This is a genomic window from Aeromonas sp. SrichE-2G, from assembly GCF_017939565.1.
In the GTDB taxonomy this organism is placed as follows: domain Bacteria; phylum Pseudomonadota; class Gammaproteobacteria; order Enterobacterales; family Aeromonadaceae; genus Aeromonas; species Aeromonas taiwanensis.
Map to the genome: position 1 here is coordinate 868,494 of NZ_JAGKRG010000004.1, position 26,957 is coordinate 895,450.

23 protein-coding genes and 1 riboswitch are annotated in these 26,957 nt (G+C 63.4%); of the genes, 13 read left to right on the plus strand and 10 right to left on the minus strand.

The window, feature by feature from the left end; all coding sequences use genetic code 11:
* Window positions 1–3: 3 nt before the first annotated feature.
* The 3 genes from J9885_RS06010 (at window position 4) to J9885_RS06020 (ending at window position 3,890) form a co-directional block, all read left to right on the plus strand.
* A complete protein-coding gene (locus J9885_RS06010) occupies window positions 4–1,812 on the plus strand; it encodes a M3 family oligoendopeptidase (protein ID WP_210548432.1) in 1,809 nt (602 codons plus the stop codon).
* Between the two features lie 171 nt (window positions 1,813–1,983).
* A complete protein-coding gene (gene ycfP, locus J9885_RS06015; protein WP_010674358.1) occupies window positions 1,984–2,523 on the plus strand; it encodes an alpha/beta hydrolase YcfP in 540 nt (179 codons plus the stop codon).
* Window positions 2,524–2,597: 74 nt separating this feature from the next.
* On the plus strand, window positions 2,598–3,890 hold the full coding sequence (locus J9885_RS06020) for an NAD(P)/FAD-dependent oxidoreductase (protein WP_043761317.1): 1,293 nt from the start codon (window positions 2,598–2,600) through the stop codon (window positions 3,888–3,890).
* 88 nt (window positions 3,891–3,978) lie between these two features.
* Here the strand turns inward: J9885_RS06020 and J9885_RS06025 are convergent, their stop codons facing one another.
* The gene (locus J9885_RS06025; protein ID WP_210548433.1) at window positions 3,979–5,169 is read right to left on the minus strand and encodes an outer membrane protein transport protein; all 1,191 of its coding nucleotides are present in this window, start codon (window positions 5,167–5,169) and stop codon (window positions 3,979–3,981) included.
* A gap of 254 nt (window positions 5,170–5,423) precedes the next feature.
* On the opposite strand from J9885_RS06025, the gene J9885_RS06030 reads away from it, so the two are divergent.
* Complete coding sequence (locus tag J9885_RS06030; RefSeq protein WP_043761315.1) at window positions 5,424–5,741, plus strand: heavy metal-binding domain-containing protein; 318 nt, start codon at window positions 5,424–5,426, stop codon at window positions 5,739–5,741.
* 232 nt (window positions 5,742–5,973) lie between these two features.
* Entirely contained in the window at window positions 5,974–6,987 is a 1,014-nt protein-coding gene (locus tag J9885_RS06035; RefSeq protein ID WP_210548434.1) for a S66 peptidase family protein, read from the plus strand.
* 75 nt (window positions 6,988–7,062) lie between these two features.
* Here J9885_RS06035 and J9885_RS06040 read toward each other — a convergent pair whose 3' ends face one another.
* Entirely contained in the window at window positions 7,063–9,324 is a 2,262-nt protein-coding gene (locus J9885_RS06040; protein ID WP_210548435.1) for an LTA synthase family protein, read from the minus strand.
* A gap of 250 nt (window positions 9,325–9,574) precedes the next feature.
* Between J9885_RS06040 and J9885_RS06045 the strand changes: the two genes are divergently transcribed.
* A complete protein-coding gene (locus tag J9885_RS06045) occupies window positions 9,575–10,657 on the plus strand; it encodes a hypothetical protein (protein WP_210548436.1) in 1,083 nt (360 codons plus the stop codon).
* A gap of 71 nt (window positions 10,658–10,728) precedes the next feature.
* On the opposite strand, the gene lysC is transcribed toward J9885_RS06045, so the two are convergent.
* Together lysC and argA are read right to left on the minus strand one after the other, a co-directional pair.
* Window positions 10,729–12,081, minus strand: a complete 1,353-nt coding sequence (lysC, locus tag J9885_RS06050; RefSeq protein ID WP_210548437.1) for a lysine-sensitive aspartokinase 3 — start codon at window positions 12,079–12,081, stop codon at window positions 10,729–10,731.
* 86 nt (window positions 12,082–12,167) lie between these two features.
* Window positions 12,168–12,390: riboswitch (Lysine riboswitch) on the minus strand.
* A gap of 111 nt (window positions 12,391–12,501) precedes the next feature.
* A complete protein-coding gene (argA, locus tag J9885_RS06055) occupies window positions 12,502–13,830 on the minus strand; it encodes an amino-acid N-acetyltransferase (protein WP_210548438.1) in 1,329 nt (442 codons plus the stop codon).
* A 253-nt stretch (window positions 13,831–14,083) separates the two neighbouring features.
* On the opposite strand from argA, the gene msrA reads away from it, so the two are divergent.
* Window positions 14,084–14,716 carry a peptide-methionine (S)-S-oxide reductase MsrA gene (msrA, locus tag J9885_RS06060; protein WP_210548439.1) on the plus strand — a complete coding sequence of 211 codons (633 nt, stop codon included), beginning with the start codon at window positions 14,084–14,086 and terminating at the stop codon, window positions 14,714–14,716.
* A gap of 304 nt (window positions 14,717–15,020) precedes the next feature.
* On the opposite strand, the gene J9885_RS06065 is transcribed toward msrA, so the two are convergent.
* The 3 genes from J9885_RS06065 to J9885_RS06075 are packed head-to-tail and all read right to left on the minus strand — an operon-like array spanning window position 15,021 to window position 16,284.
* On the minus strand, window positions 15,021–15,356 hold the full coding sequence (locus tag J9885_RS06065) for a DUF3802 family protein (RefSeq protein ID WP_043761304.1): 336 nt from the start codon (window positions 15,354–15,356) through the stop codon (window positions 15,021–15,023).
* Window positions 15,357–15,368: 12 nt separating this feature from the next.
* Window positions 15,369–15,908, minus strand: a complete 540-nt coding sequence (locus J9885_RS06070; protein WP_210548440.1) for a GNAT family N-acetyltransferase — start codon at window positions 15,906–15,908, stop codon at window positions 15,369–15,371.
* A gap of 4 nt (window positions 15,909–15,912) precedes the next feature.
* Window positions 15,913–16,284: an MmcQ/YjbR family DNA-binding protein gene (locus tag J9885_RS06075; protein ID WP_210548441.1), complete on the minus strand. Its 372-nt coding sequence runs from the start codon at window positions 16,282–16,284 to the stop codon at window positions 15,913–15,915.
* A gap of 107 nt (window positions 16,285–16,391) precedes the next feature.
* Between J9885_RS06075 and J9885_RS06080 the strand changes: the two genes are divergently transcribed.
* Entirely contained in the window at window positions 16,392–17,189 is a 798-nt protein-coding gene (locus J9885_RS06080) for an alpha/beta fold hydrolase (RefSeq protein WP_210548442.1), read from the plus strand.
* Window positions 17,190–17,213: 24 nt separating this feature from the next.
* On the opposite strand, the gene J9885_RS06085 is transcribed toward J9885_RS06080, so the two are convergent.
* Window positions 17,214–18,191 carry a LysR family transcriptional regulator gene (locus J9885_RS06085; protein WP_210548443.1) on the minus strand — a complete coding sequence of 326 codons (978 nt, stop codon included), beginning with the start codon at window positions 18,189–18,191 and terminating at the stop codon, window positions 17,214–17,216.
* A 63-nt stretch (window positions 18,192–18,254) separates the two neighbouring features.
* On the opposite strand from J9885_RS06085, the gene J9885_RS06090 reads away from it, so the two are divergent.
* From J9885_RS06090 to J9885_RS06110, 5 genes are read left to right on the plus strand one after another with little or no spacing between them, the layout of a single operon-like run.
* Window positions 18,255–19,952, plus strand: a complete 1,698-nt coding sequence (locus J9885_RS06090) for an L-lactate permease (protein WP_210548444.1) — start codon at window positions 18,255–18,257, stop codon at window positions 19,950–19,952.
* 13 nt (window positions 19,953–19,965) lie between these two features.
* The gene (locus J9885_RS06095; protein WP_210548919.1) at window positions 19,966–20,757 is read left to right on the plus strand and encodes a (Fe-S)-binding protein; all 792 of its coding nucleotides are present in this window, start codon (window positions 19,966–19,968) and stop codon (window positions 20,755–20,757) included.
* Entirely contained in the window at window positions 20,750–22,186 is a 1,437-nt protein-coding gene (locus J9885_RS06100; RefSeq protein WP_210548445.1) for a LutB/LldF family L-lactate oxidation iron-sulfur protein, read from the plus strand. The genes J9885_RS06095 and J9885_RS06100 overlap by 8 nt, the downstream gene beginning before the upstream one ends.
* A gap of 1 nt (window position 22,187) precedes the next feature.
* Window positions 22,188–22,832 carry an LUD domain-containing protein gene (locus J9885_RS06105; RefSeq protein WP_210548446.1) on the plus strand — a complete coding sequence of 215 codons (645 nt, stop codon included), beginning with the start codon at window positions 22,188–22,190 and terminating at the stop codon, window positions 22,830–22,832.
* Window positions 22,832–25,624, plus strand: coding sequence for an FAD-binding and (Fe-S)-binding domain-containing protein (locus J9885_RS06110; RefSeq protein ID WP_210548447.1), 2,793 nt, complete (start codon window positions 22,832–22,834; stop codon window positions 25,622–25,624). Before J9885_RS06105 ends, J9885_RS06110 begins: the two co-directional genes overlap by 1 nt.
* Before the next feature lie 77 nt (window positions 25,625–25,701).
* On the opposite strand, the gene J9885_RS06115 is transcribed toward J9885_RS06110, so the two are convergent.
* On the minus strand, window positions 25,702–26,262 hold the full coding sequence (locus J9885_RS06115) for a hypothetical protein (protein WP_210548448.1): 561 nt from the start codon (window positions 26,260–26,262) through the stop codon (window positions 25,702–25,704).
* A partial coding sequence (locus tag J9885_RS06120; RefSeq protein ID WP_210548449.1) for a hypothetical protein occupies window positions 26,259–26,957 on the minus strand: 699 nt, incomplete at its 5' end. The genes J9885_RS06120 and J9885_RS06115, both read right to left, overlap by 4 nt.

The window sequence follows — 26,957 nt, forward strand, 5'->3', positions numbered from 1 at the left end:
GCGATGCAACAACGAGTCTATCCACAGCAGTGGCAAAATGAGCATATCTACCCCTCCCTCGACAGCAGCGTCCTGGAGGCGGACATGAGCCTGGCCCGCGCCAGCCTGACGGAGTTGAGCGGTTTCATGGCGGGGCTGGCCGGGGTGCAGGGGAGCCCGCAGGCCCTGCAGGATTTTCTGCGAGAGGTGCGCCTGCGCGCCCGGCGTATCCGCGAGATCGGCTGGAATATCGCCGTGCTGGCAGCCTGCCGTGGCAGCCAGGATGCCCGCGACGTGCTGGCCAAGCAGCTGGCCTCTCGGGCCCGGGCCCTCAACGCCGATCTCTTTAAGGCTCTGGCGCCGGTGGAAGACCTGATGCTGGGGTTGCCCGAGGCCGCATTCGAGCAGCTGATGGCCGATCCCCTGCTCGGGGAGGAGGCGTATCGCCTGCGCCACGAGCGCCGGCTGCAGGATCAGCGCCTGCCGGTGGCGGCGGAGCAGCTGGTGATCGGCCTTGGCACCGATGGCCTGCACGCCTGGGGCAACCTCTACAACGATCTGGTGGGCAAGATCCGGTTGGTGATCGACGGCCGCGAGATGGGGCTGGCGGAGGCGAGCAACCTGCTCTCCAGCCCGCTGCGGGCCCTGCGCCGGGAGGCGTTCGATGCCATCAGCGCCGGCTGGGAGGGGGAGCAGGAGACGGTGGCCGCCATCCTGAACGCCCTCAACGGCTGGCGCCTGGAGCTTTCGCGCCAGCGCGGCAAGATCCGGACCCTGGATGCCCTGGACCTCTCCTGCCATCAGAGCCACATCGAGCGCGCCACCCTGGATACCCTGATGCAGGAGACCTGGCAGGCCCGGGGACTCGGTCAGCGAGCGCTGGCCCTGATGGCCGGCAAGCTCGGCATCGACGATCTCGGGCCCGAGGATCTGTTCGCGCCGCCCCCGGTGGCTGACAGCCGGGCCATCCCGTTCGAGGAGGCCATCGCCATCATCGCCGAGGCGTTCACCCGCTTCGATCCCGAGATGGGCGAGTTTGCCCGCATGATGGCCGAAAGAGGATGGATCGATGCGGCGCCCACCCCGAACCGGCGCACCGGGGCCTACTGCACCAAGTTTGCCGAGCCGGTGGAGCCGCGGGTCTTCATCACCTACGCGGGCACCATGGACAACGTCATCACGCTCGCCCACGAGCTCGGCCACGCCTGGCACAACTGGCTCATCCGGGATCTGCCCATGAGCCAGCGCAGCTACCCCATGACGCTCGCGGAGACCGCCTCCATCTTCGCCGAGACCCTGGTGCGCAGCGCCCTGTTCGAGCAGGCGCAGAGCCCCGAGGAGCGCATGGCCATCGCCTGGGCCGACGCGGACGGCGCCGCCACCTTCCTGGTCAATATCCCGGCCCGCTTCGACTTCGAGCAGGCCCTGGTGGCCGCGCGCGCGCAGGGTTATGTGTCGCCATCCCGCCTCAAGGTGCTCACCGACGAGGCCTGGGGACGCTGGTACGAGGGGAGCCTCTGCCGCTACCACCCCATGTTCTGGGCGGCCAAGGCGCACTTCTCCATCGCGGGCTTCGGTTTTTACAACTACCCCTATCTGTTCGGCTACCTGTTCAGCCTCGGGGTCTACCAGCAGCTGATGAGCCGCCAGGAGGCGGGAGAGGCAAACGTAGCCGGGGCTTACCGCGCCCTGCTGCGGGACACCGGCCGCATGAGCGCCGAGGATCTGGTCGAGAAACACCTGGGTCAGGACATTCGCGAGCCCGCCTTCTGGCAGGGGAGTCTGGCCCTGGTGGGCGCGGCGGTGGCGCGCTTCGAGCGCAGCCTGGGGTAAGCACGGCGGTCCGTGGTAGGCGTCCCCTGCCATGGACTGCCCGTGATGCATGCCGGGGATCTGCCTGCATCGGGCGTGATCCAAAGCAAGAAAGTCATATGTTTTGGTGGCGCAAGGTCCTGTCGCTGGGGTAGTTTCGATGGAACCGACACAGTTTTTGAGGTCTTGTCCATGATCATCTATCTGCATGGCTTTGATGCCACCAGCCCCGGCAATCATGAGAAAGTGCTGCAGTTGCAGTTTATCGATGATGATGTGCGCTTCGTGCACTACAGCACGGTTCACCCCCGCCACGACATGAGCCACCTGCTCAAGGAGGTGAAGAAGCAGCTGGACATGAGCACGGACCCCAAGCCCCTTATCTGCGGCGTGGGACTCGGCGGCTACTGGAGCGAGCGGATCGGCTTCCTGTGCGGCATCAAGCAGGTGATCTTCAACCCCAACCTGCATCCGGAAGAGAACATGCAGGGCAAGATAGACAGGCCGGAAGAGTACGAAGACATCGGCACCAAGTGTGTAACCGAATTTCGTAATAAAAATTCAGGAAACTGCCTGTGCATCCTTTCCGTTCAGGATGAAATCCGCGATAATCGGGACACTGAACGTGAATTGAAGAACTATTACGACATCGTATGGGATGAGCGCGAGACCCATAAGTTCAAGAACATCTCGCACCATCTGCAACGGATGAAGGCCTTCAAGGAAGCCTGAGCCATCACGTCGACCGATTTCGTTTTAGGGAGCCAATGGCTCCCTTTCGTTTTGAGGAACCAAGGAAAATCATCATGATGAATATTGTCGTTGTAGGCGGTGGCGCCGGCGGTCTCGAACTTGCGACCAGCCTGGGCCGCAAGCTGGGCAAGAAGAACAAGGCCAGGATCACCCTGGTGGATCGCAACCGCACCCACCTGTGGAAACCCCTGCTGCACGAAGTGGCCACCGGCTCCATGGATGCGGGCATCGACGCCCTGAGCTACCAGTCCCACGCCAAGAACCACGGCTTCGAATTCCAGCTCGGCAGCCTGACCGACATCAAACGCGACGAGAAGCGCATCGTGCTGGCCCCCATCCACGACGACAGTGGCGCCCTGGTGGTCAACGAGCGGGAAGTCCCTTACGACATCCTGGTGATGGCCATCGGCTCCGTCTCCAACGACTTCAACACCAAGGGCATCAAGGATCACTGCATCTTCCTGGACAGCCCCTCCCAGGCGCACCGCTTCTACAACAGCATGATGAACCGCTTCCTGCAGTTCGCCACCGAATACCAGCCCGGTGACAAGGTGAAGATCGCCATCGTGGGTGGCGGCGCCACCGGCGTCGAGCTCTCCGCCGAGCTCTACAACGCGGTGGAGCAGCTCTACGCCTATGGCTTCAAGAACCTCACCACCGACAGCCTCAAGGTGACCCTGGTGGAAGCGGGCCCCCGCATCCTGCCAGCCCTGCCGGAGCGCATCAGCGGCTCCGCCCACCAGGAACTGGTCAAGCTGGGCGTGGACGTGCGTACCGCCACCATGATCACCGAAGCGACTGCCGAGGGTCTGCACACCAAGGATGGGGAGCTCATCGAAGCGGACCTCATGGTGTGGGCCGCGGGCATCAAGGCGCCGGACTTCATGAAGGAGATCGCGGGCCTCGAGACTAACCGCATCAACCAGCTGGTGGTGCACGAGACCCTGCAGACCACCCGTGACGAGAACATCTTCGTCATCGGTGACTGCGCCGCCTGCCCGCAGCCGGACGGCAAGTTCGTGCCGCCGCGCGCCCAGTCCGCCCACCAGATGGCGACCCAGGCGTTCAAGAACATCCTGGCCAAGATGAACGGCGGCGAGATGAAGCCCTACCGCTATCACGATCACGGCTCCCTGGTCTCCTTGAGCCGCTTCTCCACCGTGGGCAGCCTGATGGGCAACCTGATGCGTGGCTCCATGATGGTGGAAGGCTACATCGCCCGCATCGTCTACATCAGCCTGTATCGGATGCACCAGGTGGCCCTGCACGGCTACATCAAGACCGGCCTGATCATGCTGGTGGGCCGCATCAACCGGGTGCTGCGCCCGAGCATGAAGCTGCACTGAGCCGCGAGCGGCCTGGGACAAGAAGAAAGAGGGAGGCGTTATGCCTCCCTCTTGCTATTGGCGCCCTGCCGGAACGGGCTGGGCGGGGTCAGAATGTCTTGCTGTAGTTGACCGCGAAGAAGTAGAACCGCCCGTCGTCATAGCGGCCGGAGAGATCGTTGCCCTGCACATAGGAATCCTCCTGGGTGAGGTACTCCATAGAGGCCCCTATGCTCTCCTGGGCACTGAGGGCATACCTGGCCCCGACCCCGAGGCGGATGGCGGCGCCGCTCGGGATGGTGAGGGTGGTGTCATCCTGATCCTCATAGACGCTGGTGTCATAGGCGACGCCGCCATTGAGCGTCCACTGGGACGTCAGTACGTGCTGCAGCCCCAGGGCGATGTGATAGGTATCCTGGAAGAGCGCCTTGTCCGCGGTGTCGCGGCCAAAGAGGGTGACGTGATTCTTGTTGTACTCGCTCCAGTCCTGCCAGCCCAGATTCCCCATGATGGCCCAGTCGGGGGCGAACTCGTGGTAGCCGCTCAGCATCACCTGCTGCGGGGTGTTGACCATGCCGGAGAGGGGCAGCTCGGTCGAGACGTCGGGCAGGTTGGGTCGCTGCAGGGTAACCCGGGTCTGGACGTCGAAGTGATACTTGACCCGACTGCTGTAGGCGAGGCCAAAGCGGGTGCGCTGGTCGAGTTCATAGAGGATCCCGAACTTGCCATTGAGCGCCCAGTCGGTGTCATCCAGCTTCTGCTCCCCGGAACCCGTCTCGCGCTTGAGGGCGAACAGGCCGTAGTTGATGCCCATGGCCGCCCCCAGGGACCAGTGATCATCGATGCGGTAGGCGACGCCAGGCTGCATCGTCAGGGCCATCAGGGTGGCCTCCTTCACCAGCTGTTGTCCCTCCCAGCCCCCGAAGTCGAGCCCCATGCCGTAGTTGCCATAGGTGGCCAAGCCCAGCGTCCAGCGGTCGTCGAGCTGCTGGCTGTAGTAGAGGGAGGCGGAGGGGAACCAGCCCACCACGGTGTCGACATCATCGTAGGCAGGGTCATCGAGATCGTAGGGGACGTCCCCGTAGAGGAGCTGCCCCCCCATGGTAAGGTGGCGCCCCTGCAGGTGGCTCAGGCCCGCCGGGTTCATGAACTGCACGGTGGCATCCTGTGCCCTCGCGGCCATGCCCGCAGAGGCAAGGCCGACATCGTCCGTTCCCGTCTCATACAGATAGAGGCCGCCAGCCTGGCTGGCGGTCGTCACGACCATGCCAAGTGGCAACAGCCACAGGGGTCGTCTCATCCTGAATTTTTTTGCATCGTTCTTGTTCATCTGTGTCGTACTCCCTGTGTGACCATGGCGTGGTGACATGGATAGAAAAAATGCGTGACATGGGATTATAGGTACTCTTTTGAACGCTGAATCAAGCACTTGTTTCCAAATTTGCCCATTATGGGGGAGGCAGGGTGGGGGGGAGGACTTATCCCGGCGCGCCACCCCTGCTAGCATGCAGTTCAATGCGCCCCGTGCGTGCCGATGAAACCACAGGAGATCCCATGATTCTTTCCACCACCCCCGCCCTCGAGGGCAAGCCCATTCGCGAGTATCGCGGCATCGTCGTGGGCGAGGCCATCCTCGGCGCCAACGTGTTCAAGGACCTGTTCGCCGGCATTCGCGACATCATCGGCGGGCGCTCCGGCGCCTATGAGAAGGAGCTGGCCCGGGCCCGTGAAATCGCCTTCGAGGAGCTCAAGGATCGTGCACGGGCCCTGGGGGCCAACGCCGTGGTCGGCATCGACCTCGACTACGAGGTGGTGGGGCAAAACGGCAGCATGCTGATGGTGAGCATCAGCGGCACCGCCGTGGTGGTATGACGGCGCCGCCGGCCAACCCGCAAAGCCGATCGGATGATCGGCTTTTTTGATGGTGGCGAGCCTCCGGGGGCTCCCTGTCTCGCGCTGGGAGCAAGGGGGCCTCGTCCAGCCCCGAGGGCGCCTGACATGGGGCGCTGTCCCTTGTTAGGAAGAAAGTATCTGGATTAGGATGAAACCCTATGCCGGGTCATGAGGATGCCGGCGACCAGATCATCAGGACCGATTGTCAGCCATGGACCTTCTCAAACCCGCCGGGCTCAAACCCGGTGACACCCTGGGCTTTTTCTCCCCTTCCAGTGCGGCCACTGCCTGGGCTCCCCATCGCTTTGCCCGTGCCAGGGCGTTTCTGGAAGGGCAGGGCTTCAGACTCAAGGCGGGGAGCCTCACCGGGCAGCGCGATCACTGGCGTTCCGGCGCCATCGCCGCGCGGGCCGAGGAACTCAACGCCCTCATCCGGGATCCCGAGGTGCGCGCCATCATGTCGGTGATTGGCGGCAGCAACTCGAACTCGCTGCTTCCTTATCTCGACTTCGAGGCGCTGCGACGGGATCCCAAGATCATCGTCGGTTACTCGGACGTGACGGCCCTGCTGCTTGGCATCCACGCCCGGACCGGGTTGGTTACCTTTTATGGTCCAGCCCTGGTGGCTTCCTTTGGCGAGCTCTCACCGCTGGTGGATGAAACCCTGGCCGGGTTTCGCCAGATCTGTCTGGCGGGGGGCGCGTCCTTGCCCCACACCTTGCCGACCCCGGCGCACTGGACTGACGAGCGGCTCGACTGGGAAAACCAGACCCGGGCCAAGCAGTGCCGGCCCAACCGGCTGATCTCTGTGGGAAGGGGTCGGGTACGGGGCCGGCTGATGGGCGGCAACCTCAACACAATGGCGGGGATCTGGGGCTCTCCCTATATGCCGCAGATCAAACAGGGGGACATTCTGCTGCTGGAAGACAGCCTCAAGTCGGCGGAGACGGTGGAGCGATCTTTTTCCCACCTCAAGCTGTGCGGCGTGTTCGAACGTATCGGGGGCCTTATTCTCGGCAAGCACGAGCTGTTCGACAGCCAGGGCAGTGGCAGACGACCGCTGGATATCCTGCTGGAGGTGGTGGGGACGCCGACCTTCCCCATCCTGGCGGAGTTTGACTGTGCCCATACCCACCCCATGCTGACCTTGCCACTTGGCATCGAGGCCGAGCTGGATCTCGATGCCCAGTGCCTCACCCTGTGCGAATCCTGGCTTGGTGACTGAGCCGCCAAGCCGCGCTTAATATGCAAAGAGGTCGCCTTGGCGACCTCTTTTTGTCTTTGTCTCAGTGAAAACGGATCAGGGCAGGGCATCGGCCCGGAAGCTGGCGCGGATCTGGGGCACCAGGGGGGAGGGGTCGAAGCCCTTCTCCTCCCCGAGCACGGGGTGGAGCAGGGGTTGATCCTGGATGGGGGCGAGGTCGCCCGCCAGCAGTTGCCTCGTGGCCTGACCCATCTGGTAGAGCTGGCGCACCGGGGCGAACTGCCGCTCGAGTGACAGGCTGCCATCGGCGCGGGTGAAGGCCATCATGGGGATCTGGTAGGCGGCGTCGCGGGGCGGCTTGGCGCCGTGAATACCCTTGCCCGCCGACATCAGGAAGGGTTGGTGATCGCCGAAGGCAACCACCAGATAGCGCTTGCCGGAGCTGTCCAGGGTCTTGAGCAGGCGCTCGAGGGAGGCCATGGCATCCACCACCCCGGTGTAGTAGGTGTTGAGCAGTTGCCGGTCGGCCGGGCTCTGATCCGGGCAGGCTCTGTCGATCTGCTGGGCCCGGTAGCGATCCCCGTCGAAGGGGCCGTGCCCCTGCATGGTAACGGCGTAGGCAAAGAGGGGGCCGTCGTCCTGGGCCGTGCGTTTTAGCAGGTGATCGATGAGGGCATCGTCGGAGATGTAGAGCCCCTTGTGCTCGAGGGTGGTGAAGCGGGTGTCGAACCAGCGCTCCTCATAGCCGAGCGCCGGAATCGCCTTGGCGCGGCCCCAGAACTTCTCCACATAGGGGTGGGCGAACAGGGTCTGGTAGCCGCTCTGCTTCGCGCTCTGGGCCAGGCCCGGCACCTTGTCAGAGAGGTAGTAGTAGGGCACCACCCCCTGCTTGAGCAGGCCCACGGGCAGGCCGGTGTTCATCTCGAACTCCGCCAGCACCGTCATGCCCCCCGTGGTGGGGGAGTGGATGGTCTTGTGCCACTGGGCGACCCCGGCGGGCAGGGCCAGGGTGGGGGCGGGGGCGCAGATCTTGCCCTGCCAGTCGAGCCAGAGGGATTCGTATTGCAGCACGATCACCAGATCGAAGCGGGGCGGCTCGCTCTGGGCCGGCTGGCTCAGCTCGGGGGTACGCTCGTTGATCTGCAGGGGGTAGCGGAAGACGTTGCCGCTTTGCAGCATCTCGTCCACCAGATTGAAGAGATAGAGTCCGGGGCCGGCACGGATGATGTCTCTGTGGTAGTTCACCGCCCTGTCCACGTAACGGATGTTGGCCCCCAGCAGCTTGTTGCTGGTCTGGGTCGCGAACACGCACAGGGCGAAGAAGGCTGCGGTGGCGGCGGCCGTGCGCAGGAGCCAGCGTGACAGGGCGAAACGCCAGCACAGGAACAGGAGCCCCAGCACGGCGAGCACCGGCAGAACGGGGTGCTGATCGAGCAGGATGTGGAGCAGGGCCATCAGGTTGCCGAGATCGTCTCCCCCGAGCGGCACCCCGTAGATGGCGATCTTCATGAAGTTGGCGAGCAGGCCTATGCCCGACAGGGCCGTGAACACCAGCCCCATGTAGAGGTTGAAGCCCGCCAGGGCGCAGAGGCTCCAGCCCAGCACCATGCTGCCCCAGGCGAGGTAGTAGTGCTCGGGACGAAAGCCCGACCAGAACAGGAATTCCCCCAGCTTGAACACCACGAAGCCGTGGAGCAGCACGAAAGTGAGGTTGCCGAGCAGCAGGCTGCCAAAGATCCGGGAGCGGTAGCTGCGGCGCAGTCGTGGCATCAGCACCCTGAGCACGGCGGCGCTGATCAGCAACACCAGCAGCAGGCTGGTCATCAGATAGGTCAGGTTGAACCCGCGCTCCGGCAGGGTCTGCAGGATCTGGCTGTACTCGGCGCTATCGGGCCGGTCGGTGAGCAGCAGGCCGATGCGCAGCTGGTAGCGGCTGTCCAGGGCATCGTCGGGGGCGCGCAGGGCGCTGTTGAGCTCCAGGGTGCAGCGGTTCTGGCGACACTTCTGGCGTTTCGCCACCGCCTGGCTCAGCTGATCGATGCGCACGCCCCTGTCGTTGAGCAGCTCGACCCGGACCTTGTCCCCCTCCTGCAGGGGCTTGAGCAGCTGCCACTGGCTGCGCACCACCAGATAGAGACCCCGGCTGTCGCTCTTGTAGAGCAGGCTGTAGCGGTTGAGGGTGGCCAGCGGCTGATCCGCCGGGCCCAGGATCAGGGGTTGCGCGCGCCCGAGCCAGCTGACGGGGCTGAGCACGGGGAGGGCGAGGGTCAGCAGCAGCAGGGTGCTCAGCACACCAAGCAGCAACCCGGCCAGGGGCCGGGAAGGGGAGGGGCTGCGACCGGAGACGAGGGCATTCATAAGGGCTCATCCTTGGAGCTGTCATGGCAGCAATGGCTGCCTCTATTTTGACCCGATGGTGCTGGGCTTGTTCCGCGATGTCAATTTAATGACAACGGGATGAATATTCCGTGAAGGTGAGACCTTGCAAATTGTGATCCCGATCCGGCAGGGGCACTCATTCTGTGATGAAAGCGTCATCATGATGCTTTGTCGCTGGTTTGCCGCCGTTGTGCTGTTTAGTCTCTCAACAACGGTTGGAGGTACATGTATGAATCCCAAGGTTGAGGCGCGTCAGGCCAGGTTGCTCCAGATGCTGGAGAGCAAGGAAGAGATCCGGATCGGGCGTGAGCGGGACTGTCCCCTGCCCCTGGCCCAGCTCATCAGGCTGACCGGGGATCACCCGGATGTGATCAAGTGCTATGGTCACGGACTGACCGCCGAGGTGTTTCACCTCAAGGTGGAGGGCCATCACTGGTGTCTGAAGCGGCGTAGAAAGGACTCCCTGGTGGCCAATGTGGACGGCAAGACCGCCTTTCTCACCGAGCTGGAGCGCCGCCGCGAGATAGAGAGCCTGCGGGAGCTGCACCCCACCATCCTCTCCAACGTGGTCTGCACCAGTTTCGGCTCCGCCCGGGCCGGGGTGCTGGTCTCTCCCTGGCTGAGGGGGGAGCCGGTGCGCCAGCTCTGCAAGCGCAATCTGGCGCAGATGCTGGCGGTGGAGGCAGAGCTGGCCCGCTGGGGCTGGTTTGACTGGGATCCGAGCCCGGGCAATCTGCTCGACGACGGCCAGCAGGTCTCGGTGTTCGACTTTGGCTACATGTGGCCCTTCGATCCCCTGCACGAGTTCAACTCCAACGGCCTGGCCGACCCCGAGTTTCATGTGCCCGAGCGGCTGGAGACCCGCACCCTGTCCGGGCTCTGGCTGGACGAGGCCGATCCCCTGCCGCTGTTTCGCCACTGGCGCGAGCTCTGCCTCGCCTGGGCCAGGGGGGAGCTGCAGTATCTGAACCGGGAGGGGGCGAGTGCCCCCGTGCTGGCCCGCATCCAGGGGCTGGTGGGGGAGTGGAGTGCGGCGCTCGCGAGCGACGAGGCGCTTGCCGCCAACTGGTGGCGGGACATGTACCGCAGCCACCGGCTCGACATCCTGGACGATCTGGGCGGCAAGAGCTGCACCCCGACGACACTGCGCCGCCTCGACTGGCTGGAGCAGGCGGTGCGGGATCACTTCCCGGCGCTTGCCGAGAACCTGGGGCCTGATGAGGCGGGGCTGGATCAGGCCGGCTTGCTGCTGCGGCTGGGGGCCCTGCGCGAGCAGATCCGGGCCAACCTGCTGCCGTCCTCGCGATCATAGGGCTGGCAATATGAAAGAGGGGCGCATCGGCGCCCCTCTTTTCATTTATCCCGTCACCCCGCAGGGCTGAGTCAGTCGAGCAGCTCCCGGTGGAGGCAGTTGACGATGTGGCCCGCTTCGCTCTCCTTCACCAGGAAGCAGAGGTTGTGGGCGCTGGCGCCGTAGCAGATCATCCGGATGTTGTGTTCGCGGATGGCGTCGAACACCTGGCTGCCGACCCCGGTCGCCTCGCTCATGCGGTTGCCGATGAGGGCCACCAGGGCGAAGCCGGTCTCCACCTCCACCTTGCACAGCTGGCCGAGCTCCGCCAGCACCTTGTCGTTGAGGATGGGCTCGCCGTTGCTCTGGCTGCCGGTGTGATCCAGGGTCAGGGACACGCTCACTTCGGAGGTGGTGATGAGATCCACCGAGATGCGGTGACGGGCCAGGATGCTGAACACCTCGGCCAGGAAGCCGTAAGCGTGGAACATGTTGAGGCTGTGCAGGGTCACCAGCACCTGCTGGCGGCGCAGGGCCACGGCCCGGAACAGCGGGGTGCTGCTGGTGGTGGCGCGGATCCAGGTGCCGCCGGCGGCAGGATCCTTGGCGGAGCCGACGAACACCGGGATGTCCTGGCGCAGGGCCGGCTGCAGGGTGGCCGGGTGCAGTACCTTGGCGCCGAAGGTGGCCATCTCGGCCGCCTCCACGAAGCTGATTTCGGGGATGGGGCGGGCCCGGGTGACGAGGCGGGGATCCGTGGTGTAGATGCCGGGGACGTCGGTCCAGATCTCGATGCTGCCTGCGTCCAGCGCCTCGGCGAGCAGGGCTGCGCTGTAGTCGGAGCCGCCACGGCCCAGGGTGGTGGTGCGGCCGTCGCCGTCGGCACCGATGAAGCCCTGGGTGATGACCAGGCTCTCCCCCAGAACCGGGCACAGCGCCTGCTGGCAGAGGGCGCGGGTGGCGGCCAGATCCACGGTCGCCTTGCCAAAACGGCTGTCGGTGCGCAGCAGCTGGCGCGCATCCTGCCACCGGGCCTTGACGCCGCGCTGGTGCAGGAGCTCGGTGAAGAGGCGGGTGGACATCAGCTCGCCGCAGGCGATGAGCCTGTCCGCGAGTTCGGCGTCGGTGTGCTGGCAGGCCTGACGGGCCATGGTGCGGATCTCGCCGAGCTGGGCGTGAATGAGGGCGCTCACCTCGGCCGGATTGCCAAGGGCGGCCAGGATGGCGTGCTGGATCCCGGCCAGCTTGTCGAGCTGGGCATCCTGTTCGGCTTCGTCCAGTTCACCCTGGGCCAGGCTCACCAGCAGGTTGGTGACGCCGGCGCTGGCGCTCAGCACCACCACCCGGGTCGCCGGATTGGCCAGCACCACGTCGGCGCAGTGGTTCATGGCCGCGGCATCGGCGACGCTGGTTCCGCCAAACTTGGCGACGTTGATCGGGTTCATTGCATACTCCTGTCTCAAGGTGAAAATCCGGTTTCATCGGGCAAAAGAGAGGAGGAGGCAAAAAATGGCAGGAATGGCGAAGGATCCCGGCCAGAAGCACTCCACCCGTGGTGCCCATCCCGCAAGGATCCTGGCTGGATGCCTGTGGGATGACCACTACCGATGACAACCCGGGGGATTCAGCCCCCGCAGCCGACGTGGCGGTGTCCAGTCACCCGCCCCATCTCGGCGCTGCTCCCCCTGACCCAAGTTCACCGGACGCTGGTGTCCTCCCTTGGGCTGCCTGGGCAGCGCTCCTCTTCTGGTGCCACCTTCTGGGAAGGTGGCGTGCATGTAGAAATACCCTGCACTGGATTGCACTGTCAATCGAGTTTGTAAAAAAGAACAAAATTGACGGCAACCAGACACAAGATCAACAAGTTACGAAATGGTCTTGGACAAAACCTTGGAGCGACGCTGCCAGTTGTAGAGCCGTTGGCGCGCCACCGGCAGATCCTCCACCTCCAGGGGATCGAAGCCCCGCTCCCGGAACCAGTGGATGGAGCGGGTGGTGAGCACGAACAGGCGGCGGATGCCGAGCCGCTTGGCCCGCTCGGCCACCTTGGCGATCAGGGTGTCACCCCGGTTGGAGTTGCGATACTCCGGGTGGATGGCGACGCAGGCCATCTCGGCCATGGCCTCCTCCATGAAGCAGTAGAGCGCGGCGCAGCCGATGATGAGGCCGTCGCGCTCTATGATGGTGAACTTGTCGATCTCCATCTCCAGCTGCTCCCGGGAGCGGCGCACCAGGATCCCTTCCTCCTCTAGGGGGCGGATGAGGTCGAGGATGCCGCCGATGTCTTCTATGGTGGCGGCCCGTGCCCGCTCGGCGCTTTCCCGCACGATCTGGGTGCCAAGCCCCTCCCGGCTGAAGAGCTCCTGCAGCATGGCGCCGTCATCCTGATAGCTCACCAGGTGGGAGCGGGGCACGCCGCCCCGGCAGGAGGCGATGGCCGCGCGCAGGTAACGGGCGGTGCCGGACATCTCCTCGCCCGCCTGCTCCAGCTCCACCAGCAGCTCCTCGGCCTGCTCGGGGAAGAGCTCGGAGATGGCCTCGCCGTGCCTGTCCATGACCCCCTGGGTGCTGCTGAAGCAGATGAGCTTGTCCGCTTTGAGATCCACCGCGACCCGGCGGGCCACCTCTTCGGAGCTCAGGTTGAAGCTCTCGCCGGTGACCGAGCAGCCGATGGGGGAGATGAGCACCAGGCCTTGCTGATCCAGCTGGCGGGTGATCCCCTCCACGTCGATGCGCCGCACCCGGCCGCTGTGGCAGAAATCGATGCCTTCATCCACCCCGAGAGGCTGGGCGGTGACGAAGTTGCCGCTCACCACGCTGATGCGCGCCCCCTGCATGGGGGTGTTGGCCAGCCCCATGGAGAGCTGGGCGGTGATGTCGTATTGCAGGCCGCCGCACACCTGCTTGATGATGGCGAAGCTCTCGTCGTCGGTGACCCGGACCCGTCTGTGGTACTGGGCCTGGATGCCGGCGCGGGCCAGGGCCTCGTCGTTTTGCGGGCGGGAGCCAAACACCAGCACCAGGCGAATGCCGAGGGTCTGCAGCAGGGCGATGTCGCTGACGATGTTGGCAAAATTGGGGTGGCAGATGGCTTCCCCCCCGATCATCAGCACGAAGGTGGCGCCCCGATGCACGTTGACATAGGGGGTGGACTGCCGAAAGGCATGGACCAGGCTGGGTTCGCGTTCACGCACGTGTTTCATTCCATAAAAAAGCAGCAATTTGCTCAATATATGAAAATAAATTCACAAATCAAGACTAAATATTGCCATGGCGTTTTTTCGCCGCGATTTTGACCAGGGGGCGGGAGAGGGGGGACCCGGCACCCTGGGCGGTGCTCCCGCCTGCAAGCTGGCGCCCTCGGTTGATCCGGGCTAAGAACCTGTTATCTTCGGTGTTCCTTTTCGTCAGCCGCATTGCGCGGGGTTTTATACAAGGACAGGGCATATGGAGCAGATTATTTCACCGGCAGACGCGCTGCCGGGACGTCGCGAGGCGATGGAAATTGGCCAGCAGCACGCGGTCAACGGTCACCCGACCCAGGGGCCCTGGCCCGAGGGGATGGAGCAGGCCTGGTTCGGCATGGGCTGTTTCTGGGGCGTGGAGCGCCTGTTCTGGCAGCAGCCCGGCGTCTACTCCACCGCGGCCGGTTACCAGGGGGGGCTGACCCCCAACCCCACCTACAAGGAGGTGTGCAGCGGGCTGACCGGTCACGCCGAGACGGTGCAGGTGGTGTTCGATCCCAAGGTCATCAGCTATGGGGATCTCGTCAAGCTGTTCTGGGAGCACCATGATCCGGCCCAGGGCATGCGCCAGGGGGGAGACATCGGCACCCAGTACCGCTCCGTCATCTTCTTCGGGGACGACGCCCAGGAGGCGATCGCCCAGCAGAGCCTGGCCGCCTACCAGCAGGCCATGACCGCGAGCGGTGACGGGCGCACCATCACTACCCGGGTCCTGCCACTGGCACCCTTCTACTACGCCGAGGATTATCACCAGCAATATCTGGAGAAGAACCCGGAAGGGTATTGCGGCCTGGGGGGCATCGGTGTCTGCCTGCCTCCCAGCCTCAATCGTTGAGGCGTGGTCATATTGAGGCGTGATAGTGCAACACGGGGGCCAGGGTGCCCCCGTGACATATTTTTGAAAGAAGTGTGAAAGAAAAAGGAAAAAAAGGTCCCTTTGCGGGGAACTAAACTGAACCCTGGCTGACCAACAGGTAGCTACCAAGGATGGAAGCCAAGACCAGACACTTTTTTGCTCAGATATTCATTACACCCACAAGCGCGATGAATTGACAATGCAAGCAGGGCTGCCCGATGAGGCGGCCCTTTTCATATCGGGTCATCTGGGGGGCCCGCCTCGGGGCGATAGCGGGAAGGGGCTAGCCTATGGTGCTGTCGAACAGGTTCTTGATGAGATCGATGAACTCCATCAGGAAGGTGTGCTGCTCCTGAGTGGGGGCGCGCAGCCAGACGGCGGAAAGCACCTCCTCCAGATCAGCCACCACGGCGTCGGCTTCCTGCATGATCATGAAGCGCACCTTGGGATCGAGCTGGGGATTCTGCTCGCAGATGGTCATCAGGTTCTCGGCCACCCGGCCGCTCACCAGATCCTCGATGGTCTGGGTACCGCTGCCCTGCTGCTGGCTCTCGAACAGACCCAGACTCTCTACCAGATACTCGACCAGCGCTATGTAGCCGTCGCTCTCTACCACCATGATGGCTGCCTTCTATCCATTGCCTTGAGGAAATGGTGCGTATTTTAGTGGCTGCCCCCCGCTTGGCAAGCGGCAGTAGAGGCGATGGCGGATAAAACGGACGCCGCCCCGCTCCACGGTTTCCAATCCGGCCAGCTCGAAGCCGTGGCGCAGGAAGAGGGCGAGGCTGAAGGCGCTCGCCTCCGTGGTCAGAAGAGACAACCCAAGCCGGACGGCGCCCTCAAGCACCGTCTCCAGCAGCTGGGTGCCGAGCCCCTGGCGCTGGTGATCCGCGCTCACGTAGAGCAGGCTGAGATGGCCGTCGTCGCTCAGGGTAGCAAAGCCGAGGGGGAGGGGGCCTGTCTGGGTGAGCTCTTCGATGACCCAGCCGTGATGCTCGCGCAGCTGGCTCACCAGCCCCGGATGATGGGCTCCCAGGGCCCATTGCTCTACCTGCTCCGGGCTGTAGTGTTCGGCCCCCAGGCGGCGCACCGACTGCTCGAACAGGGTCAGCAGCGCAGGAAGGTGCTGCTCGTTCAGGGGGACAATCCGCCTCTGTCGCGTCTGTGGCATCCCGCTACCCTGCCTGATCGGATGATGCCGGCGCCTGGGGTCGCCTGGCCCTGGGCAGACCCGCCACCACCCGCTCGTAGGAGTGGACTATCCAGCCCTGCCAGAGATCGTCCGGCAGGCTCTCCCTCAGGGTCACGGTGTTCCAGTGCTGCTTGTTCATGTGCCAGCCCGGTTTGACCTCGGGGTGGATCTCCCGCAGCAGCAGGGCGAGCTCGGGTTCGCACTTCAAGTTGATGGAGAGCGGCTCGGCCTGCCAGTCCACCAGGGCGAACATCTTGCCGGCGATGCGATAGACCAGGATCTCCGGGCCGAAGGGAGTGTCCTCGGTGGCGCCGGGCTGGCTGAGCAAAAATTCACGCAATTGCACGAGTGTCATGGAGGACTCCGCTCTGGTCCGATCATGGAGGAAGCATGTTCACCGGGGTGAGCCATCTGTTAATATGCGCGGCGAGTATACCCCCCATCACCCCGGGAGCCCATGAGATGTTGTACCACAAGACCTTTGAACTGGGTCCCGATCGGGATTGGGTGGTGTTCGTGCACGGCGCGGGCGGCAGCTCCTCCATCTGGTTCAAGCAGCTGCGCGCCTACCGGGAGCACTTCAACGTGCTGTTGCTGGACCTGCGCGGCCACGGCCAGTCGAACCAGCTGCAGCAGGTGGTGAAGGGCCATTACAGCTTCCGGGCGGTGACCGAGGACATCCTGCGTCTGCTGGATCACCTGCGCATCCCCCATGCCCACTTCGTCGGCATTTCGCTCGGCACCATCCTCATCCGCCACCTGGCGGAGCTCTGCCCGGAGCGGGTCAAGAGCATGGTGCTGGGCGGCGCCATCCTGCGCCTCGACATCCGCTCCCGGGTGCTGGTGCAGCTTGGTCGCCTCGGCCAGCACATCCTGCCCTACATGTGGCTCTACCGCCTGTTTGCCTTCATCATCATGCCGCGCCAGCGCCATCAGGAGTCCCGCAACCTCTTCGTGCGCGAGGCCCGAAAGCTCTGCCAGAAAGAGTTCAAGCGCTGGTTCCGTCTCGCCACCGAGGTAAATCCACTAATGCGCTACTTCCGCGAACGGGCCCTGCCCATTCCCACCCTCTATGTGATGGGGGAGGAGGATCACATGTTCCTCGCCCCGGTGCGCGAACAGGTGGCTCGCGATCCTTACAGCCGGCTCGAGATCATCGAGAAGTGCGGCCACGTCTGCAACGTGGAGCAGCCGGATCACTTCAACCGCCAATCCCTGGCGTTTCTCTCCCGTCAGGCGGGGACGCAGCCTGCCGCCTGACTCCAGGCGTTGCCGAGAGCCTGCTCACACGAAGTAGTGAGCGATGTCGAGGTAGCGCTGGCGGATGTGCTCGATGAGCAGCCTTATCTTGCGCGGCGGCTGGCGGGTGAAGGGGTAGACCGCGTAGATGCCGAGCTTCTTGCCCACCCGGTCCGGAAACAAATCCACCAGATCCCCGTTCATCAGGTCGTGATAGACGAGACAGCGCGGCACATAGACGATGCCGCGCCCCCCCAGCGCCGCCTTGCGCAGGGCCCCCGCGTTGTCGGTGCAAAAGCTCCCCGACACTGACAACAGATAGTCCCCCTGTTCCCCCTTGAAGGCCCACTCCGAGGCCCCCGTGCTCTGGTAGGCGTAGCGCAGGCAGTTGTGGGTGAGCAAGTCTGATGGCTCGCGCGGCGCCCCGAAGCGGCGCACGTAGGCGGGGGCGGCGCAGATCACCCACTGGGAATCGAGGATGTGGCGGGCAATCAGGCTCGAGTCATCCAGATAGCCGGTGCGAATGACCAGATCGAACCCCTCTTCCACCAGGTTGACGAAGCGGTTGTCCAGCGACATCTCCACCGTGAGCCCGGGGTGCTGCTGGCAAAAATCGGCCACGGCGTCGGCGAGCAGCAGCTCCCCCGAGATGGTGGGCACCGACATTCGCACGTGACCGCTCACCTTTTCACCAAATCCCGCCACCGCATCGAAGGCGTCCAGTGCGGCGGCCTTCACATTTTTGGCACCCTGATAGAGCTCCTTGCCCGCCTCGCTCAGGGTCAGCCGGCGGGTGGTGCGATAGAGCAGCTGCACCCCGAGCTCCTCTTCCAGGCGCCCGATCCGTTTGCTAACCACTGAATTTGTCAGGGAATTTTGTTCGGCCACCTTGCTGAAGGAGCCTGCCTCCACCACCTGGGCGAAGAGAATGAGGTCGTCGGTACTGGCCATATTTGTCGATTTTAGGAATGAATGTTGTTCATTATTTCCATATATCGCGAAAAAGGAACAGGGTAAGGTCACGTTCGCTTAACAAAACAACAACAAGGTGCGCCCGTCGCACGACCTCTGGACAAGGATGCAATGATGACAGACACCCTGTTGGCCCTGGTGGCCTTCTCGCCGATCGTGGTGGCCGCCGTGCTGCTGGTCGGCCTCAACTGGCCCGCCAAGCGCGCCATGCCCATCGCCTTTATCCTGACCGTATTCATCGCCCTCTGGGGCTGGCAGATGAGCCCGACCCGGGTGCTCGCCTCCAGCCTGCAGGGGCTCATCATCACGGTGACCGTGCTCTGGATAGTGTTCGGCGCCATCCTGATGCTCAATACCCTGAAACACACCGGTGCCATCACCGCGATCCGCGGCGGTTTCACCAATATCTCGCCGGACCGGCGCATCCAGGCCATCATCATCGCCTGGTGCTTCGGTGCCTTTATCGAGGGAGCCTCAGGGTTTGGCACCCCGGCGGCCATCGCCGCCCCCCTGCTGGTGGCCATCGGCTTCCCGGCGCTCGCCGCCGTGCTGCTCGGCATGATGATCCAGTCCACCCCGGTGTCGTTTGGTGCGGTGGGCACCCCCATCCTGGTGGGCATCAACAAGGGGCTGGATAACCAGGCCATCGGCCACACCCTGAGCGCCGGCGGCAGCAGCTGGGACATCTACCTGCAGCAGGTGACCACCAACGTGGCCCTCATCCACGCCACCGTCGGCACCCTGATGCCGGTGCTGATGGTAATGATGCTGACCCGCTTCTTTGGCCGCAACCGCAGCTGGACCGAGGGGCTCTCCATCCTGCCGTTCGCGATTTTCGCGGGGCTCGCCTTCACCGTGCCCTATGCCCTCACCGGCATGCTGCTCGGCCCCGAGTTCCCGTCCCTCATCGGCGGTCTGGTGGGGCTGGCCCTGGTGGTGACGGCGGCGCGCCACGGTTTTCTGGTGCCGAAGAACACCTGGGATTTCGCCCCCGAGCAGGAGTGGCCTGCCGAGTGGTTGGGATCCCTCAAGCTCGATCTCAAAGAGGCCGCCGGCCGCCCCATGTCCCTGCTGCTGGCCTGGCTCCCCTATGTGGCGCTGGCGCTCCTGCTGGTGGCCAGCCGGGTGAGCCCGGAGTTCAAGGCAAGCCTGTTGTCGGTGAGCCTCGCCTTCACGGATCTCCTGGGTGAGAAGGGCGTGAGCGCGTCGATTGAGCCGCTCTACCTGCCGGGGGGCCTGCTGGTGCTCTGCGCCCTGCTCGCCACCCTCATTCAGGCCCGCGCCCTGGCCCCCCTCGGCCGCGCCGTGAGCGAGTCGAGCCGCACCCTGATCGGCGCCGGCTTCGTGCTGATTTTCACCGTGCCCATGGTGCGCATCTTCATCAACTCCGGCGTCAACGGGGCGGATCTCGCCAGCATGCCGGTGACCACGGCGAACTTTGCCGCAGGGCTGGTGGGGGAGTTCTTCCCGGCGCTCAGCGCCACAATCGGCGCGCTGGGGGCCTTTATCGCCGGCTCCAACACGGTGTCGAACATGATGTTCAGCCAGTTCCAGTTCGAGGTGGCCCAGACCCTCGGCGTCTCCACCGCCGCCATGCTGGCGCTGCAAGCCGTGGGTGCGGCGGCCGGCAACATGATCGCCATCCACAACGTGGTGGCGGCCTCGGCCACCGTGGGGCTGCTCGGCCGTGAGGGGGCGACGCTGCGCAAGACCGCGCTGCCGACCCTCTACTACCTGCTGGCCACCGGCCTTATCGGGCTGGCGCTCATGTACAGCTTCCACGTCTCGGACGCACTGCTGCAGTTGAAGTAAAGGAGAGCAAGTGATGAAGGTAATGCGGGTCTATCCGGCCAAGCCGGCCGATGTCTATCTCTACGCCACCTGTCTGGTGGACCTGTTCGACCCGGTGGCGGGGCTCGATGCCATCGCCCTGATCGAGCGGGAAGGGATAAGGGTGCACTTTGTCGAGAAGCAGACCTGCTGCGGCCAGCCGGCCTACACCTCGGGTCACGAGGAGGAGGCGTGCAAGGTGGCGCAAAGCCAGATGGCGCTCTTCCCCGAGCCCTGGCCGGTGGTGGTGCTGTCGGGCTCCTGCGGCGGCATGATGCACCATCACTATGCTCGCCTCTTCCCGGACAGCTCCGAGGTGGCAGCGTTTTGCGAACGGGTGTTCGAGCTCACCGAGTTTCTGGCCCGGGTCTGCCGGGTACGCTGGCGCGCCGTGGGGGAGGCGAGCATCGTCATGCACACCTCCTGCTCGGCCCGGCGCGAGATGCAGGTGCACACCACGGCCCGCAGCCTGCTGGGGCAGCTCGAGGGCGTCACCTTGCACGAGCAGGCCTACGAGAGCGAGTGCTGCGGCTTTGGCGGCACCTTCTCGGTGCGCCACCCCCACATCAGCCAGGCCATGGTCGAAGACAAGACCCGCCACCTGCTGGCCACCGGCGCGGACACCCTGGTGAGCGCCGACTGGGGGTGCCTCCTGAACATCAAGGGATCCCTGGCCTATCAGGGCAAGACGCTCCCTGCCACCCATCTGGCGAGCTTCCTGCTCGCCCATAGCGAGCCGGTGGCTCAGAGCTTGCAAGCGCAAAAACAGGGGGCCCATCATGAGTGATCACGCCAAGTATTCGCCGCGCCGCTTCCATCCCCAGGCCGAGGCGGCCCTGGCCGACCCCGTGCTGCGCCAGAATTTTCGTGGCGCCATGGATTACCTGCGCGCCAAGCGGCGGGACGCCTTCGCCGACCCGCAGGAAGAAGCGGCGGTGCGCGATGCGGCCGAGCAGATCCGCCAGCGCTGCCTCTCGCGCCTGCCGGAACTCCTGGAGCAGCTCGAAGCCAACTGCGAGCGCAACGGCATCCGGGTGCACTGGGCCCAGACGCCGGCCGAGGCCAACGCCATCATCCTTCGCATCGCCCAGCAGCATGGGGTGAGTTCCATCGTCAAGGGCAAGTCCATGGTGAGCGAGGAGGTGGGGTTCAACCACGAGATGGCGCGCCACGGCATCCGATGCCTCGAGAGCGACATGGGGGAGTTTATCGTCCAGCTCGACGGTGACACCCCGTCCCACATCATCATGCCCGCCATCCACAAGAACAAGCAGGAGGTGAGCGATACCTTCGCAAGCAACCTGGAGGGCTTCACCCCCACCACGGACGTGGACGCCCTGATCCAGACCGGGCGGCGGGCCCTGCGCGAAGAGTTTCGCCGCGCTGGCATGGGGCTCTCCGGCGTCAACTTCGCGGTGGCCGAAACCGGCAGCCTGTGCCTCGTCGAGAACGAGGGCAACGGGCGCATGTGCACGACTGTGCCCAAGGTCCACGTGGCCATCACCGGCATCGAGAAGGTGGTGGAATATTTCAGCGACGTACCGCCGCTTTACAGCGCCCTGACCCGCTCGGCCACCGGCCAGGCCATCACCACCTACTTCAACGTCATCAGCGGCCCGCGCCGGGCAGGGGAGCTGGACGGCCCGGACGAGGTGCACCTGGTGCTGCTCGACAACGGCCGCAGCCAGGCTTACCGGGATGAGGAGCTGCGCAAGACCCTGCAGTGCATCCGCTGCGGCGCCTGCATGAACCACTGCCCGGTTTACACCCGCATCGGCGGTCACGCCTACGGCACCATCTACCCGGGCCCCATCGGCAAGATCATCTCCCCCCACCTGCTGGGGCTCGACAGCACCCAGGATCTGGTGACGGCGTCGAGCCTGTGCGGCGCCTGCGGCGAGGTGTGCCCGGTGCGCATCCCCATTCCCGACATGTTGCAGCGCCTGCGCCGGGAGGCCAAACACGACGCAGAGCCCGGTCACGAACCGCTGGCGGGGCAGGGGGCGGCCAGGAGCCGGCTCGAGACCCTGGCCATGCAGGGCTTTGCCTTTGCCGCCACCCATCCGCGCCTCTATCACGCCGCGACCGGTGTGGCCGGTCGCCTGCGGGGCTTGATGCCCAAACACCTGGGCCCCTGGACCCAGTGCCGCGAGGCCCCCAAACCCGCCCCCCAGAGCCTGCACGCCCTGCTGCGCCAGAAGAAGAAGGAGTCCTGAGATGTCGAGCAAAGAGGCTATCTTGAACCGCCTGCGCGGCGCCGCCACCCCCATTGCCCACGCCCCGCACGCCTGGCAGCCCTGGCGCGGGGTAGATGACAACGCGCGGCGCGAGCGTTTCCTTGGCATGATCACCGCCAGCCACGCCGAGATCCTCACCGTCAAGGAGGCAAACCTTGCCCGGGAGCTGACCGCCTGGCTGGATGAAGAAGGCATGACGCATCTGGCCTGTGGCCAGGGCGGCCGTTGGCAGGAGGCGGTCGCGGCCGCCTGCGCCGGGCGCTCTGTGTTGACCCCCTCTGGCGAGTTCGCGAGCTGGAAGGACGATCTGTTCGACGTCTGTCAGGCGGGCATCACCCACTGCGCGGGCGCCATCGCCGATACCGGCACGCTCGTGTTGCTGCCGGATGGCGGCGAGCCGCGCACTGTTTCGCTTGTGCCCCCCTGCCATATCGCGCTGCTGGCGGCTTCCACCATCTCCGACAACCTGGCGGGGCTGGTGGCGGCCGGGCGCTGGCAGCAGGCCATGCCCACCAATCTGCTGCTGGTCTCCGGCCCCTCCAAGACCGCCGACATCCAGCAGACCCTGGCCTACGGCGCCCATGGCCCGAGCCGCCTCTTGGTGGTGCTGGTGGAGGATTGCTGATGCGCTGGAATGAATTTGACGCCGCCGTGCTCTCGCGCATCCCGCCGGAGCGGCTGGTGAGCGACCCTGATCTTCGCCTGGCCCACGGCACGGACGCCAGCTTCTACCGCCTGGTGCCCGAGCGCATCGTGCGCCTCGACTCTTTGGATGAGGTGCGCTTCGTGCTAGGGGTATGCCGCGAATTGCACCTGCCGTGCACCTTTCGCGCCGCCGGCACCAGCCTCTCGGGCCAGGCCCTGAGCGATTCGGTGCTCATCACCCTGACCGACAGTTGGCGCGGTCACCGCATTCTGGACGAGGGTGCGCGCATTGCCCTGCAACCCGGGGTGATCGGCGCCGATGCCAACCGCTATCTGGCGCCTCTGGGGCGCAAGATTGGGCCGGATCCCGCCTCCATCAACGCCTGCAAGCTGGGCGGCATCGCCGCCAACAACGCAAGCGGCATGTGCTGCGGCACCGCCCACAACAGCTATCACACATTGCACGCCATGACCCTGCTGCTGGCTGATGGCTCCGTGCTGGAGAGCGGCGATCCCCACAGCCGCGCCGCCTTTGCGGCCAAACGCCCGGAGCTGCTCACGGGGCTTGCCGCCCTGCGCGCCGAGGTGCTGGCGAACGCCGAGCTTGCCGCCAAAATTCGCCACAAGTACCGGCTCAAGAACACCACGGGCTACGCCATCAATGCCCTGCTCGACCATGAGGACCCCGTCGATATCCTCACCCACCTGATGATCGGCTCGGAGGGGACCCTCGGCTTTATCGCCGAGGTGGTGCTCGACACTGTGCCGGAATACCCCCACAAGGCCTCGGCCCTGCTGGTGTTTCGGGACGCGGAGCAGGCGTGTCTGGCCACCTCATGCCTGAAAAGCGCGCCAGTGGCGGCGGTGGAGTTGATGGATGGGCGATCCCTTCGCTCGGTGGCGGGCAAGCCCGGCCTGCCGGACTTTATCAAGGTGCTGGACCTGGCTGCCTGCGCCTTGCTTGTGGAGGTGCATGGGGAATCGAAAGAGGAGCTGGTGGATCGCTGCGAGCAGGTGACGGCCATGGCTACCGAGTTCGTTCAGGTCGCCTCTGTACCTTTTACCAGCGACAGCGCCGGGCTCTGGGCCATTCGCAAGGGGCTCTTCCCGGCGGTGGGGGCGGTGCGCACCACCGGCACCACCGTCATCATCGAGGATGTCGCCTTTCCCATCGAGCGTCTGGCGGAGGGGGTGGCGGGGCTGCAGCAACTGTTCGACGAGTTTGAGTATCACGAGGCCATCATCTTTGGCCATGCCCTGGAGGGGAACCTGCACTTCGTCTTTACCCAGGGGTTCGAGGATCCGGCCCAGGTGGCCCGCTACGGCGCCTTTATGGATGCGGTGGCGGAGCTCGTCGCCGTGCGCTTTGGCGGGTCCCTCAAGGCCGAGCACGGTACCGGCCGCAACATGGCCCCCTATGTGGAACTGGAATGGGGGCCGGAGGGAATGGCGCTGATGCGCCGCATCAAGGCGCTGCTCGACCCCGATGGCCTGCTCAATCCCGGCGTCATCATCAACGACGACCCCAAGGCTCACCTGGCCCACCTCAAACCCATGCCGGCGAGCGATGCCATCGTCGATCCGTGCATCGAATGCGGCTTTTGCGAGGCGGTCTGCCCCTCGCGCACCCTGTCGCTCTCGCCGCGCCAGCGCATCGTGCTCTATCGCGAACTGGCCCGCCGCAATCGTGCCGATGAGCCCTCCAACCAGCTGGTCCGGCTGTTTGACTATCAGGGCATCGACACCTGCGCCGCGACCGGGCTCTGCGCCGATCGCTGCCCGGTGGGCATCAACACCGGCAGCCTTATCAAGAAGTTGCGCGCTGACAAGTACCGGCGCTTTGTGCCCATCGCCCGCTGGAGCGCCGATCACTTCGCCGGCGTCACCCGCACGGCCCGTGGGGCCCTCGGCCTCAAAGCCATTGCCGGCAAGGTGTTGGGAGACAAGGCGCTGGCAGGGTTGGTGAACGGGGTTCGCCGTCTGAGCGGCCAGTGCACGCCCGCCTGGCTGCCCACCCTGCCAGGGCCGAGCCGCTACCAGTGGCCACAAGGGGAGGGGGGCAATGACGAAGCGAGGGATCGCGCCGTGGTCTATCTGCCTTCCTGTGCCAGCCGGGTGTTCGGCCAGCAGGAGGAAGCCCCGTCACTGCCGGACGTGGTGCAATCCCTGCTCAAGAAGGCGGGTTGCCGGGTCATAGTGCCGCAAGGTATCGAGGGGCTCTGCTGCGGCATGCCCTATGACAGCAAGGGGATGAGTGAGGTAGCGGAAGCCAAGCGTACTGAGCTGGCCGAGGCCCTGTGGCAGGCAAGCGAGCAGGGGCGCTGGCCCGTGCTGCTCGACACCAGCCCCTGCGTGCAGCGGTTGCTGTCGGGGGCGCTCGGCAAGGACCTTCGGGTGTTTGAGCCCGCTACCTTTGTGCTGGAACACCTGCTGCCCCATCTTGAGCTGACTCCCATCGATGAGACAGTGATGCTCCATATCACCTGCAGCAGCCGGCGCATGGGGCTCGGCGATAAGATGCTGGCGGTGGCCCGCGCCTGTGCCCGGGAGGTGATAATCCCTGAGCATATCCAGTGCTGCGGCTTTGCCGGCGACAAGGGGCTGATGACCCCGGAGCTCAACGCCGCGGCGCTTGCCAGCCTGCCTGCCCAGGTGCCCAGGGATTGCCGTCAGGGATTCAGCAATAGCCGTACCTGCGAAATGGGGCTTAGCCAGCATGCCGGCATTCCCTATCACAGCATCCTCTATCTGGTGGATCAGGCGGCGAGATAAATACCCACCCCAGTAGAATATATTAGACTGGGGGAGTATTTGCATTTGAAAATAGTTTTTAACGAACACAATGCGATTTATTTGGCGGGTTTTATTGCAAAGTTTGAAGCCATTGCATCATCCTTCTCAGCATAAATACCAGTGTATAATAGAGTCGATGGTGTGAGGTGTTTATGGAAACGTAGATGGCAAAATTTTACACCAGGATAAATTTTTATTTCATTTTGAGATTGATTAGATATCTCGAATGTAATTGAAGATGGTTTATTCACTCCAAATGTAGCTGCTACATGACATGAACTGAAGTTAATATTCAGGCCAATTCTTGCGTAGCAAGATAACTGGTATAAATCCCCACAAATAGAGCTGTTTAATGATATCTTTTCTATAGAGGAACCAAGGACAAAGTCACCAGGTTTTAGAACTAGTCCATCATTATCCATTATCACCTCATCAAAAAACAACGAGGTATCTGTTGACTTAGTGTCAATCATAGAGCCTGATTTTTTCATTTTTAAAAGCTTACTATCGATCCTTAATAAATAGCTTGAAGGTCTCATGCATTCTTCAATGAAACCTGAAATAACAATGTGGTTTTTATCCAAGTGCTCAAGGATATCTTTGTTTGAAAAAATCATACAATTACCTCTGTGTAATTATCGGAACTACCAAAACCATAATTATCAACATTATGGTTGAAGTGAGAGAACATATCTGGATTTGTTATTATGGTTTTTATCGAGTTCTCCTTGATGATGTTTAATGCCTCGTCATCAATAATATAGTTGCCATTGTATGTATTTGCTTTTGATTTAATGTCATTTATTTTCCACTTGTTTATTTTCATAGGGACATCAAATCCAATGTGATAAGTTGGCGCTCCTTCTTTAAGATAGACAATCATGTCAGCCTTAATAAAATGAGCCGTATGTGCAGCAAGACTATCCGTTGACATAATATTAATGCAAGGCTTGATAAAATAACATGAGTGATTGGATGATTGAGCTTCATTGACCTTGTCTATATCAACCTCATGAGGGGAAACTTTAATTCCATTTTTAGCAAGACTACTAATCAATATAGTGTGCATCATACTTACAACATTGCAGCCAATTTGAGATGCTACTTCATCATGTGATGAGATTGAGTCGCATAAATCTGTATAAAGAAATGCACCCACACCGCCCGAAATGAGAAAAAAAGTACAGTCTTTATTTCTATTGATTATGTTTTTTAAGTCGCAGTATAATTCCGGGGTAATGTAGTGGTTTCGATAATCCCACCAAGATAGCTCTTGAGTTCCCGGTTTCTTTTTTATTCTTCCACCACCTGG